At 68.8% G+C, this 12603-nt stretch carries 8 protein-coding genes; all 8 read right to left on the bottom strand.

Features of this window, described 5'->3' with window-relative positions:
* Nucleotides 1–134: 134 nt before the first annotated feature.
* Nucleotides 135–803 carry a bifunctional 2-polyprenyl-6-hydroxyphenol methylase/3-demethylubiquinol 3-O-methyltransferase UbiG gene (locus HUW62_RS09475; protein ID WP_176434231.1) on the bottom strand — a complete coding sequence of 223 codons (669 nt, stop codon included), beginning with the start codon at nucleotides 801–803 and terminating at the stop codon, nucleotides 135–137.
* A complete protein-coding gene (locus HUW62_RS09470; RefSeq protein WP_163861311.1) occupies nucleotides 800–1933 on the bottom strand; it encodes a mannosyltransferase family protein in 1134 nt (377 codons plus the stop codon). The genes HUW62_RS09475 and HUW62_RS09470 overlap by 4 nt, the downstream gene beginning before the upstream one ends.
* A gap of 85 nt (nucleotides 1934–2018) precedes the next feature.
* Nucleotides 2019–4250, bottom strand: a complete 2232-nt coding sequence (fadJ, locus tag HUW62_RS09465) for a fatty acid oxidation complex subunit alpha FadJ (protein WP_176434230.1) — start codon at nucleotides 4248–4250, stop codon at nucleotides 2019–2021.
* Nucleotides 4250–5551, bottom strand: coding sequence for an acetyl-CoA C-acyltransferase FadI (fadI, locus tag HUW62_RS09460; protein ID WP_163861305.1), 1302 nt, complete (start codon nucleotides 5549–5551; stop codon nucleotides 4250–4252). Before fadI ends, fadJ begins: the two co-directional genes overlap by 1 nt.
* A gap of 207 nt (nucleotides 5552–5758) precedes the next feature.
* On the bottom strand, nucleotides 5759–7258 hold the full coding sequence (locus HUW62_RS09455) for a hypothetical protein (RefSeq protein WP_176434229.1): 1500 nt from the start codon (nucleotides 7256–7258) through the stop codon (nucleotides 5759–5761).
* 264 nt (nucleotides 7259–7522) lie between these two features.
* Nucleotides 7523–8569, bottom strand: a complete 1047-nt coding sequence (hemE, locus tag HUW62_RS09450) for a uroporphyrinogen decarboxylase (protein ID WP_163861300.1) — start codon at nucleotides 8567–8569, stop codon at nucleotides 7523–7525.
* 13 nt (nucleotides 8570–8582) lie between these two features.
* Nucleotides 8583–11087 (bottom strand): alpha-amylase family glycosyl hydrolase, encoded by a 2505-nt coding sequence (locus HUW62_RS09445; RefSeq protein WP_163861297.1) that lies wholly within the window; start codon nucleotides 11085–11087, stop codon nucleotides 8583–8585.
* Entirely contained in the window at nucleotides 11078–12577 is a 1500-nt protein-coding gene (locus tag HUW62_RS09440) for a hypothetical protein (protein WP_163861294.1), read from the bottom strand. The genes HUW62_RS09445 and HUW62_RS09440 overlap by 10 nt, the downstream gene beginning before the upstream one ends.
* Between the last annotated feature and the right edge of the window lie 26 nt (nucleotides 12578–12603).

Raw genomic sequence — 12603 nt, 5'->3', positions numbered from 1 at the left:
CCAGCGGGAGCAGCCCGCATCGCGGCATGACATCCGCGACGCTCGCCGCAGAGACTCAGCGCGCGGTCAACCTGCACCGCGTCGGACGTGACCTCACGACGGAAGGCAGCCACCCTGCTCCGTCGCGGCACGACCTACGGAGCACTCGCCTCCGCGACATAGAGCACATGGGATGTCGTATAGCCTCGCCCCAGGTCCACCACGTCGCGCACGACGAAGCCCGCGTCCTCGAGCAGCACCGTCATCTCCGCGCGAGGCTTGAGCACCATTCCACCACTCGCCTTCGTGCGCCCGAGCAGCGACACCATCACCCACTCCTGCGCCAGCGCCTTGCGGTGCTTCCAGGAGCCATCCCCTTCCACCTCCTTCAGCAGGAAGCGCCCTCCTGGCTTGAGCAGCCCATGCACCGTGCGCAGGAACGCGGGCCACTTCGCCTCGGGCAGCAGGTAGAGCACGTCGCACACCACCGCCGTGTCACACGCTCCCGGCAGCGCGGGCGCCAGCACGTCCTCCACCGTGCCCTCCGACAGCTTTACCTGGGGCACTCCCGCCAGCGCCCGGCGCGCCCACTCCACCTTGCGCGGGTCCGGGTCCACGCCGTGCACCGTACGACTCGGCTCCGCCAACGCCAGCAGCGCGGAGAGCAGACCGTGCCCACAACCGATGTCCGCCACGGTGCCACCCGACACCCGCTCGGCCACCGCGAGCAGCGGCGCGGACGACGCACGCGCATGCACATGAAAACGCTCGGCGGCGGGGAGCCCGGAGTACAGCGCCAAGGCCTGCTCGAGGAGCGTGCTCATGAGATGTAGTAGTCCGCGCCAAAGGCCCAGGACAACACGAGCAGCGACACCGCACCCACCGCCAGCGCGCCCTGGAGCACCCGAGGCCGCTGCCTCAACAACAGCGCTCCCGTGAGAAACACCGGGAACGAGGACAGCAGATATCGCCCCATGCCCATGAAGTCCTTCGTGGACCACGCGGGCAGGCCGACAATCGCCAGCACATACACCGCATAGCCCCACCCCAAGAGCTTGCGCGTGGGCCACACCAGCGCCAGCGCCAGGAAGGTGAAGAACGCGTGCGCCGCCAGTCGGAATGCCTCGCGCTTGTCCGAGGGATTCAGCACCACGCGCTCGAACCAGCTCACCTTGAGCCACGTGTGCCAGCCGGGGGTCTGCTCCCAGCCCTGCGCGCCCTGCACCTTCACGAACGCGAACGGGTCTCCGAACTTGTGCCACAGGAAGAGCATGTAGCAGCCGAAGCCCAACCCCGAGAGCACCGGCATGAAGTCCACCACGCCCCACTTCTCACCCCGGGCGTGCTTCCACTCCAGCCGCCGCACCAACAACCCCAGCACCACCGCGGGGGCCACCGGCCGCGCCGCCGTCGCCACCGCCGCCACCAGCACCGCGGGCGCCAGGTGCCCCTTCTCCAACAACAGGAAGGCCGACACCACCAGCAGGACGAACAGCGCGTCCGAGTACATGGCGCCGTAGAAGTACATGGTGAAGGGATACATCGCCATCAGCAGCCCGGCCTTGAGCGCCGTGTCATCATCCGTCAGCAGCTTCGCCCAGCGCGTGAACATGAGCAGCGCCAGCGGGCCACACAGCAGCGTTATCAGCACCCCGGCCTGATAGACGTTGGGCCCCAGCGTCTCCACCGCGCGGATGAGCAGCGGATAGAGCGGGAAGAAGGCCACCGAGCTCTGCTCGCCCGGCGTGTACTGGTAGCCCTCCTGGGCAATCCGCATGTACCAGCTCGAGTCCCACGCCACCCAACCCATGGTGACGTACTCGTCCAGGCGGACGACGGGGTTCTGCGGATTCTTGTGGAAGTAGCGCCACGCCCCGGCCGCCGCGGCGGCACTGCACAGCAGGACTGCGACGAGGACGACCAGGGCGATGGTGCGAGACGCGGAGCGGGCCATTCGGGCGGCAGGCTGTTCCTAGAACACCGCCCTGGTCAAGCACCGGGGTGGGAAGTCACGCTCCCCCACCCCGGCGGCCACGGGCTCAGCGCGGGTAGAACGTCTTGCCCGCCTTCACCATCTCCACCAGCAACGGCGCCGGCGTGAAGCGCTCACCGAGCTTGTCCTGGTAGTGCTCCAGCTTGCGCAGCACCTCCGCCGGCCCACGGCTGTCGGCGTAGTGGAACGGCCCACCGAGGAACGGCGGGAAGCCCAACCCGAAGATGGCGCCCACGTCACCGTCGCGCGCGCTGCGGAGGATGCCCTCGCCCAGGCAGCGGATGGCCTCGTTCACCATCTGCAACACCAGCCGCTCCGCCATCTCCGAGGCATCGAACGACTTGCGCTCCTTGCCATGCGGCAGGAGGGCATAGACGGTCGGGTCCACTTCCTTCTTCTTGCCGTTCTCGTAGACGTAGAAGCCCTTCTGGCTCTTGCGACCCAGCCGGCCATCGGCCACCACGCCGTCCAGCGACTTCGGCGCCGCCATGCGCTTGCCGAAGGCCGCCTCCATGATGGGCCCGACTTTGTGGGCCACGTCGATGCCCACCTCGTCCAACAGCGTCATCGGCCCCACCGGGAAGCCGAACTCCACCAGCGCCTTGTCCAGCGCGGCGATGTCGGCGCCCTCGGCCAGCAGGTGCGCGGCCTCGTTCATGTACGGCGCGAGGATGCGCGAGGTGTAGAAGCCCGGCCCGTCATTCACCACGATGACCGTCTTGCCCTGCTTGCGCCCCACCTCCACGCACGTGGCCGTCACCCAGTCCGCCGTGCCCGCGTGGGTGATGATCTCCAAGAGCGGCATCTTGTTGACCGGGCTGAAGTAATGCATGCCGATGACCTGCGCCGGCCGCTGGCTGCCCTTGGCCAGCTCCGTAATCGGGATGCTGGAGGTGTTGGACGCGAAGATGGCGTCGGGGCCGGTGACGGCCTCCACCTCCGCGAGGATGCGGTGCTTGAGCTTCAGGTCCTCGAACACCGCCTCGATGACCAGGTCCGCCGCCTTGAAGCCGCTGTAGTCGGTGCCCGCGGTGATTCGCGCCTGCTTCGCCGCCGCCTCGCGCCACGTGAGTGAGCGCCGCTTCACGCGCTCGTCCAGGATGCCCTGCACCTGCTTCAGCGCGCGGCTCGTCCCCGCGTCGTCCTTGTCCTTCACCCGCACCTGCACGCCCTGGAGCACGCCGGCCACGTAGGCGATTCCGCCGCCCATCAACCCGCCGCCCAGCACCGCGACCTTCTTCACCTCGCGCGGCTTCACGCTGGCGTCGGCCGTGCCGTTCTCCTTCTTGAGCGCCGTGGTCGCGAAGAAGACCTCCACCAGCCGCTTCGACACGTCCGACATCACCAGCTCGCCGAACGCCTTCGCCTCCGCCTCCAGGCCCGCCTTGCGCCCGGACTCCAGGCCCGCGCGCACCACCTGCAACGCCTTCTCCGGCGCCGGGTACTTGCCCCGCGTCTTCTTGCGCAGCTGCTTGCGTGCCTGGTCGAAGAGGACCTTGCGGCCCAGCGGGTTGTCCTCCAACGCCACCTCCGCCCACAGCTCCTTGTTCGCCAGCCCCTGGAAGAAGCCCGCGACGCCCTTCTTCTGCCCCACCGCCTTGAAGCCCTGGCCGTGCGTGCGCTCGGGCTTCAGCGTGCCCTCGGCCAGCTCCCGGGCGCGCTGGAGCGCGACCGCGCGGAGGATGGGCGTCGGCACGACTTCGTCGACGATGCCCAGCTTCTTCGCCTTGGACGGCTTGACGTTCTTCCCGGTGAGGATGAGGTCCAGCGCCGCCTGAACACCGATGAGCGCGGGCAGCCGCTGCGTACCACCCGCCCCGGGAATCAGGCCGAGCTGTACCTCCGGCAGGCCGAGCGTCGTCTTGGGGCTGTCCGTGGCGATGCGGTAGTGGCACGCCAGCGCCCACTCCAGGCCTCCGCCCAGACATGCGCCGTGGATGGCCGCGACGACGGGCTTGGGGAACGCCTCCAGCCGGTCGAAGCCCGCCTGCCCCTGCTGGCTCATGAGGGTGGCCTCCTCCGCCGTCTTGAGCGTCTGGAGGTAGTCGATCTTCGCCCCGGCGACGAAGCTGTCCTTCTTGCCGGAGATGAGCACCACCGCCTTCACGTGGGACTCGCGCTCCACCTCTTCCAGCAGGAGCGTGAAGGCCGCGCCCACCTCGGGGGACAGCGTGTTGACGGCCGAGTCCGGCAGGTCGAACGAGACGACGGCGATGCCGTCCTCCACGGAGAGGGAGAAGCCCTGCTTCGCCTCGAGCTCTTCAAGCTTGATGGCCATCACGCACGCTCCAGGACCACCACGGCGCCCAGGCCGCCGGCGGCGCAGACGGTGCACATCACCGTGTTCTTGTTCCGACGCTTCAGCTCGTTCAGGGCCTGGGTGACGATGCGCGCCCCCGTCGCCCCGAAGGGATGACCAATGGCGATGGAGCCTCCCGTGACGTTGAGCCGCTCCCGGTCAATCTCCCCCACCGGCTCGCTCCAGCCCGCCTTCTTCGCGAACGACTTGGACGCCAGCGCCTGGAGGTTGCTGCCCACCTGCGCGGCGAAGGCCTCGTGCATCTCGACGAGGTCGATGTCCGACAGCTTCAGCCCCGCGCGCTTGAGCGCCGTGGGCACCGCGTACACCGGCCCCTGGAGCAGTTGGTCCCCCGGGTCCGTGGCCGCGTATGCGTGCGAGCGCAGGTAGCCCAAGGGCTCGTACCCCAGCGCCCGGGCGCGCTCCTCGCTCATCAACAGCAGCGCCGCGGCGCCATCCGTGAGCGGCGACGCGTTGCCCGCGGTGACGGTGCCGTACTTGCGGTCGAACACCGGCTTGAGCTTGCCCAGCGCCTCCAGCGTGGAGTCCTCGCGGATGATGTTGTCGCGCGTCGCCGTCGTCTCGTACCGGGGCGGCACCGACACGTGCATCACCTCGTCGTCGAAGCGGCCGTCCTTCCACGCCGCCGCCGCGTTCTTGTGCGACGCCAGGGCAATCCGGTCCTGCTCGTCGCGGGAGATGCCGTTCTCCTTGGCCATCTTCTCCGCGCTCTCGCCCATGGACAGGCCCGTGGAGTACTCGGCGATGGCGGGCGGCACGGGAACCAAATCCGTCGCCTTGAGCTTCTGGAAGGGCTTGAGCTTCTCCGGCAGCGAGCGCCCCTTGGAGGCCGCCGCCAGCGCGTGCGCCAGGGGCCGGCTGGTGAACACGGGCGCGTCCGACATCGCCTCGGTGCCACCGGCGATGGCCACGTCCACCTCGCCCACCGCGATTGAGTTGGCCGCCGTCGTCATCGCCTGGATGGACGTCGCGCAGGCCTTCGTCACTGTCGCCGCTTCAATCTTCATCGGCAGGCCCGCGGCGATGACGACTTCGCGGGCGATGGACGGCGCCGTCAGCGAAGGAATCACCGTGCCGAACACCAACTGGTCGATGAGGTTCGGGTCCAGGTCCGAGCGCTGCACCAGCTCCTGGACCACCATGCGGCCCAAATCCAGCGCGGTGAGCCCGGCGAAGACGGTGCCCGCCTTGACGAATGGGGTCCGCAGGCCGCGGACGATGGCCACCCTGCGGTGACCGTTACGCTTCTCGCTTGCCATGTGTGCCTCACCCTCCCAAGACGACGAGTGAGGCCCATCTAACGGGCGGTGATGCGCCGCGTCAACCCGCGATTGACTCAAGAGTCAATCCGCGAGCACTTGGCCGGGGGCACGTCGTCCCCGCAAGCGAACGAGGGGGCGAAGGGCCCATGACGGGCACTTCCACCCCCTCGTCCGGTGACTCACGGGGCCAGGCCCCGCGCACGACTACTTCGGCTGGGTGTTCGCCGGCTGACCCACGGTGATGTCGAAGCGAACACCACCCGCCTCCTCGACCTTGGTCGGGTTCTCCTGGCTGGCCGAGTGCTGGACGAGTTCCACCTCGAACTTGCCCTGGTCTGCATCCGTCACCTGCGCGGAGAAGCGCACACCCACGTGGTGAGCGCCGTCCGGATCCAACGTCAGGCCCTCCAGCCGCGCGCCATTCGGGTTGACGATGCGCACCTGGCGCTCGCCCACCACCTCGAAGCCCGTGCCCTGATGCTGCCAACGGGCCCACAGCTCCTGGGGCAGCGTGAGGATGAGCTGACCGCGCTGCAGGAAGGACGGACCACCGGTGCGCTGGGGGATGCGAACCTCCAGGGCCGCCGTGCCGGGGGCGTCACGCAGCAGGTTGCGCAGGCGGAAGTCGAACTCGCTCGAGGGCGCGAACGACGTCAGGTTCACCACGTTGATGTTCTTCCACGCCAGGTTGTTGTTCCAGCGCGTGTTGTTGAGCGTGTTGGAGCCCGGCAACTCCACCAGCGTCATCGGGTCCTGCGCGGACACCCAGCGCGTCAGCAGGCAGTAGTGGCCCGGCGCCGGCACGGTCGTCCAGGGCACGAAGAACTCCTGCGTGGCACCCGCGGCGAGGCTGACGGGGATGGAGCCGATGGGCGCCCAGTCCGTGGGCCACACAGCCGCGCCGCCGGAGCCGGTGTAATAGACGAGCAGCGTGCCACTCGCCGGGTTGCCCACGGGTACGAGCGGACCGTTGTTGCGCAGCGTCACGTAGACGTAGTTCGGCTGGCCGAACTCGGGGTTCTGGTGGCCGACGCAGCCGAGCGTCTGACAGACGCGAATGTCGGGGCTGACCCAGATGGGGTCCACCGTCGGCGTGTTGCCGACGTCGCTGAGGGTGTCCTTCGAGTACACGTCCACGCGACACTGGGTGACGGTGAGCGAGACGAAGTCCACCGCGGAGTCGTCCTGCACGATGACGTCCACGAAGCCCTGCGCGTTGAGGGTGGGGATGAGGTTGACCGCGCCCGGGAGCGCCGCCAGGTTGAGGTTGATGGTGCCCGTGGCGCCGAAGGCCACGCCCAGGTTCGGCAGGGAGTCGCCCCACCCGGTGGCGAGCGGCGTGCCGCCCGGTCCCATGAACATGAAGCCCATGGAGTCATTGCTGCCCAGGTTGCGCACCGTCATGCGCAGGGTGGCACCACAGATGGGGCCATTGCGGCGCAGGTTGGTGAAGGTGGTGGCGAACCACCGGTCGCCGCTCGCGTCGTCGAAGGGACGCGAGCCGGGGACGCTGTAGACCGACGTGATGTAGCTGAGCATGCCGGCGCTGGGCGACGCCGGCTCGGTGGGCGCGACGAAGTTGTCCGCGATGCCCTGGGTGAAGGTCTGCGCCTGGGCCGTGCCGCTCCAGGTGAAGGCCACCAGGGCCAACAAGGTGATGGCAGAGCTGAAGGTGGTTCGGGGGTGTGATTGACGATGGTGCATACGCTCCTCGTGGTGCCGCGGGTTCAGCCGCACCGGTCCGGGTCGAAGAGGTCAGAATCGAGTTGAGCGAATGAATGGCGGGCTGCTGGCCGGCGACGGAGCAATGCCCGTGCCTGAAACCAAACACAGACAGTACAGGGATGACGCGGCGCCCAATGACTCGCGCAGAGACCTTTCACGCCACAAGAGTCGGGCTCCGTGTGGCGTGAAAGGTTACGGCGGGCCGCGCGCATTCCCAGACGGGCGCGCAGCGGCCCTGAAGCTTTACGGCGTCAGCGTTCCCTGACGGAGGGCGACACCGTGGCGGTGCACGGCCTCCACGGCGAACTTCGCGGCCTCGGGGTCCGTGGGCGGGAGGATGCCGTGGCCCAGGTTGAAGATGTGCCCCACGGGGCCGGCGCGCAGGAGGATGTCTTTGACGCGCCCATCCAATTCCTCACGCGGAAGGAACAGGTGCAGCGGGTCCAGATTGCCCTGGACGGAAACGTCCGGCCCCAGCACGCGGCGGCCTTCGTCCATGGGCATCGTCCAGTCCAGGCCCACCACGTCCGCGCCCGTGCGCTTGAGCAGCGGCAGGTGCGTGGACATGCCCACGCCGAAGACGATGACGGGCACGCCCGTGGCCTTCAGCTCGGACACCATGCGCGTCAGGTAGGGCATGCAGAAGCGCTCGTAGTCCCACGGCGACAGCTCGCCGCCCCACGAGTCGAAAATCTGGACGATGCTCGCGCCCGCCTCCACCTGCATCTTGAGGTAGGGGATGAGCGTGTCGGTGAGCTTGCCGAACAGGCGGTGCGCCAGCTCCGGCTGCTCGAACATCAGCCGCTTGATGAGGATGTAGCTCTTGGAGCCGCCGCCCTCCACCATGTACGCGGCCAGCGTGAAGGGCGCGCCCGCGAAGCCGATGACGGGCACGGAGTCGTTGAGCGCCTTGCGCGTGCGGCGGATGGCCTCCGCCACGAAGCCGGTGCCCTCCACCGGGTCCGGCACGCCCAGCTTGTCGATGTCCGCCGCGGTGCGCACGGGCTGGGGGAAGTGCGGGCCCTTGTCGCCCAGCTCCAGCGTGATTCCCATCGCCTCCACGGGAATCAGGATGTCGGAGAAGATGATGGCCGCGTCCACGCCCAGCCGAGTCACCGGCTGCACCGTCACTTCGGCGGCCAGGTCCGGGTGCTTGCACAGGTCCAGGAAGGCGATGTTGCCGCGGATGGCGCGGTACTCGGGCAGGTAGCGGCCCGCCTGACGCATGAGCCAGACCGGGGTGGTGTCGGTGGGCTGGCGGCGTGCGGCGCGGAGGAGTCGGTCGTTCACTTCGAGCTCTGGGTCAGGGCTCCGGTCGGGAGCGGAGGAGATGAGGGGTGACGAGGGCGGACGGTGCCGCGACGACGGGGCTTTGCTCCCAGGCCACCTCCACGCGGAGGGGACCCTGGCTGTCGAGGCCTGACGCGTCCGGCTCGGGAACGAAGAGCAGCCGGTTCGGGCCGCCTTCCCAGGCGAACTTCCCCGGGCCGTCGTCCCGGACGAGCTTGTACTCGAAGAGGCCGCCCACGGGCAGCGACAGTGTCACGGCGCCCGCCTCCGGGCGCAGCGAGCGCTCGGCCTTCCACCCGCCCAGCTCCGGCCCGCCGCCCACCACGCGCACGGAGGCGTCCCCCGTCGCGAGCACCACCGTGCGCCGTGCGCCTTCTCCGCGCCACCACGCCCGCGCCTTCGTGGCGAGCGCCGCGAAGCCACCCGGCGCGCGGGGCTTCAGCCGACGCAACGTCACCGCTCCAGGCGGCGTCGAGACGTGGAAGTACGGAGACTCGGCGAGCCGGGGCAGCATGCCCTCGGAGCCCGTCAGCGGGTCGGCGGCACGTCCGGCCTCGCCCAGCTCCCTGGGGAGGAACACGTCGCGGGGCTTCGTCCCGGAGTTGATGGCGATGAGCATCGCCTCGTCGGGCGTCACACGGGCGTAGGCGAAGAGGTCCTCCCGGGCGGCGAGCACCAGTGTCTCGCCACGCTGGAGGGCCCCACTGCCCCGCCGCAGCTCCAACAGCCGACCAATCCACGAACGCAGCGGGTGGTCCGGCGTGAAGCGCATGTCACCACGGTTCTCCGGCTCCTTCGCGCCGGTGAGTCCTTCCTCGATGCCGTACGTCAGCGCCGGGACACCCCGCGCGGTGAGCTGCACCGCCAGCGCGCGCTTCACCTTCTCCACATCCCCGCCGCACTCACTCATGACGCGGGGCAAATCGTGGTTGTCCAGCAGCGTCACCAGCGAGCCGGGCGCGGGGTTCAACCTGTCGTTGAAGAGCACCGCGCCCAGGTGCGCCGGCGAGCGGTTGCGACAGAAGACATCCACCAGCGCGAAGGCCAGCGGGAAGTCGAACATCGTCCCGAAGCGCCCCTCCTTCATCACCCGCGCCAGCAGCACCGGGTCGCCGTCCAAGAGCTCGCCCAGGAGGAGGAAGTCGTTGCCCGCGTGCGCGCGCACGTCGTCGTTGTAGCGGGCCCAGAAGTCCATCGGCAGGTGCTTGACGGCATCCAGGCGGAAGCCCGCCGGCTTCACCGCGTCCACCCACTTCAGCGACTTCGACAGCAGGTGCGCGTAGACCTCCTCCTGCTCCACCGCGAGGTCCGGCAGCCCGTGCACGTCGCGCATCACCAGCTCGCGCGAGTCCTCCCAGTTCTTGATGGGACCCAGGCCGTGGAACCACTCGGGCTTCTCACGCGCGAGCCGAGTCTCCGGCCCCACGTGGTTGAGCACCACGTCCAGCACCAGCCGCATGCCCCGGCGCCGCAGCTCCTCCGACAGCCGCGTCAGCAGGGCCGCGTCACCGAAGCGAGGCTCTATCCGGTCGAAGTCCTCCACCCAGTACCCGTGGAAGGCGCCGTAGCCATGGAACTTCTCCGTCCGCATCTGGAAGACGGGTGAAAGCCACACCGTGCGGACACCGAGCGACTTCAGCCCGTCCAGTCGGTCGATGACACCTTGCAGGTCTCCGCCGTGAAAGGCCTGCGCGTCCTTCGCATCCACCGTCCCGTCATTGCCCGCATCCCCGTTGGAGAAGCGGTCCACCAGCGCGAAGTAGATGGCATCGCCCTCCGGCGGCATCCACAGGCCCCGGTACGGCTTGGGCGTGGGAGGCGGCACGGGCGGAGCCTCGGGCCCGGGCGGCGGCAGCTCCGACGGGGTGCTCTTGCCCGGCTCGATTCCCTCGCCCGCCGGCGCGTCCAGGCCGGGCACCACGCCAGGGCCACCCTCCGTGTTCGGCACCAGCATGGGCGAGGCGAGGAACGAGTCGAACAGCGCGGCGGCCTGTCCCGAAATCTGGCGGGACACCTCGTTCTGCGCGTCATCCTCGCGCTGCTGGTCGAACTGGAGCGCGGCGCCGTAGTCCTGCAAGTCGCTGGTCGGCTCCAGCTTGGACGATGCGCGGTTCGCCGTCGTCTTCACGTACACGTCCCAGGAGAAGCGCCCGCCCACCTGGCCGAAGAACGACACCCGCGTCTCCACCAGGAGCAGCAGCGGGGCCTCCGGGGCCTGCTGCTTGAGCATCGCGAAGCGGCGCTGCGAGTCCGTCACCTTCGCGAACTCGGTGGCGTACCGCTCGTAGGGCACCTCCTCCACCTTGAGGTTGCGCCTGGCCAGGGCCTCTTGAATGCGCTGCCGGACACCTTCGGGGACCTGCGCCACGGTGCCACGTCGCTGCGCGTCGTCCCGGATATAGGCCACCGCCACCACCGTGCCCTCGGGCGCCAGCACCGGCGGCCCCTGCCGCTTCAGGCAGCCCGACGCCGTGAGCGCCAGGAGGAGGACGACCATCCACCGCTGTCTCAGAACCATCCTTCGGCCTCGATGGCGACCACCGAGTGCCAGTGGCGCTCGGGGCCGATGTACGTGTTGTACTGGTCCAGGCTATCCACGAACGAATTGCCGAACGCCGCGTGCTGCGAGGAGTGCTGGATGCCGTACAGGAGCCGCAGGCTGGGGCGCGCGTAGATGCCCCGTCCCGTCGGCGTGAGCACGACACCGATTTTTCCCTGCCACGTGTTGCGCGTGTCGCTGTCGCCGTACTCCAAGCCGCGCGAGTCCGGGATGCCCCCGGTGTTGGTGAACACCGAGTCCATGTGGTTGCGATACAGGTTGCCGTTCTGGCTGCGCTCCGTGGCGATGCTCGTCTCCGCCAGGAGGTGCACGCGCTCGGTGAGGAAGTACTGGAGCCGCAGCACCGTGGACGCGATGAAGCGGTCATCGTCGCCGGGCTTGATGGCGTTGTCCTTGTTGTACGCGTACCCCACCCAGACGCCCCACAGGGCCTCCAGCTTGTCGGGGATGATTTTCAGGTACGCCTCGTTGCCCAGCGCCGCCTCGTAGCGCTCGTCCGTCTGGTCCGCGATGAAGACCTGGAACTCCCTGTCGCGCACGAACTCCGTATAGGCCTGGTCGGGGTGCTTGCGCTCGAAGGTGAGGTACAGGTTGTCCCAGATGAGCGGCCCCACGTTGCCGAAGCCCACGTAACCCGCGGCCCGGTACGACAGCGCGCTGCGCGGGGTCAGGCGCCCCACCTCGTAGTCCGCCTGTCCCGGGTTCTGCTCGAAGTAGCGCTGCACGACTTCGCGCCGCACGAAGTCCTCGTAGTTGGTGTTGGGCGACGCGTAGAGCGCGTTGCGATTGCCCCGCACCTTCGGCTCGTAGCCGAGCTGCCCGCGGATGCCCAACTCCAGGTGTCCCGGAATCAGCCGGTAGCGGAAGGACGCGGCGCCGGTGAGCACCGTGTTGTACTTCTGGGGACGCAGCGTGTAGCCGCTGTCACCCACCGCCAGCAGCACGTCGTAGCGCTCCGCCTGGTACGTGCCGGACAGGCCCACCGTGTCCCAGAGCAGCGTCGCCGGGCGCTGGTCGTAGATGTGCAAGTCATTCCACCGGTCCTCGAGCGTGCCGAGCTGCCACGTCACCCTGTCGAGCAGGATGTTGCCGGCGCGCACGAACAGGTAGTCCGCGCGGAAGTTGACGAAGGAGCCGTTGCCCGGGTCCGCCGAGCGGAACGACGTGCCGGAGAAGCGCGTGTGCACCTCCGCCCACGCTTCATCCGTTCCGGGCGCGGACTGGAGCACGTCCAGTCGCAGGTTCAGCTCGCCGTAGGGGCTCTCGTTGAGGAGCCGGCCGTACAGCCAGTAGTAACCGAGCTGACCGGAGCCTCCCGAGAAGTCCGGGCGGGTCATGATGCGGAAGTAGCCCGCTGCGCCGAAGCGATCTCTCGATGCGTCGGCCAGGGTGACGAGCGGGATGAGGAGCAGCAGGAGGGCGCCGAGGCGCGCTGGCAGGACTCGCATGGACGGGCCCTGCTTATAGCGCACCT

The sequence above is a fragment of the Myxococcus sp. AM011 genome, from assembly GCF_013372595.1.
In the GTDB taxonomy this organism is placed as follows: domain Bacteria; phylum Myxococcota; class Myxococcia; order Myxococcales; family Myxococcaceae; genus Myxococcus; species Myxococcus eversor.
Note: the sequence above shows the minus strand (reverse complement) of the source record. Positions and strands in the feature narration are given on the sequence as shown.

Bases quoted from the DNA above. Each gene is read 5' to 3' on its own strand.
- HUW62_RS09475 (WP_176434231.1), bottom strand. From the start codon at position 803: ATGAGCACGCTCCTCGAGCAGGCCTTGGCGCTGTACTCCGGGCTCCCC.
- HUW62_RS09470 (WP_163861311.1), bottom strand. From the start codon at position 1,933: ATGGCCCGCTCCGCGTCTCGCACCATCGCCCTGGTCGTCCTCGTCGCA.
- fadJ (WP_176434230.1), bottom strand. From the start codon at position 4,250: ATGGCCATCAAGCTTGAAGAGCTCGAGGCGAAGCAGGGCTTCTCCCTC.
- fadI (WP_163861305.1), bottom strand. From the start codon at position 5,551: ATGGCAAGCGAGAAGCGTAACGGTCACCGCAGGGTGGCCATCGTCCGC.
- HUW62_RS09455 (WP_176434229.1), bottom strand. From the start codon at position 7,258: ATGCACCATCGTCAATCACACCCCCGAACCACCTTCAGCTCTGCCATC.
- HUW62_RS09445 (WP_163861297.1), bottom strand. From the start codon at position 11,087: ATGGTTCTGAGACAGCGGTGGATGGTCGTCCTCCTCCTGGCGCTCACG.
- HUW62_RS09440 (WP_163861294.1), bottom strand. From the start codon at position 12,577: ATGCGAGTCCTGCCAGCGCGCCTCGGCGCCCTCCTGCTGCTCCTCATC.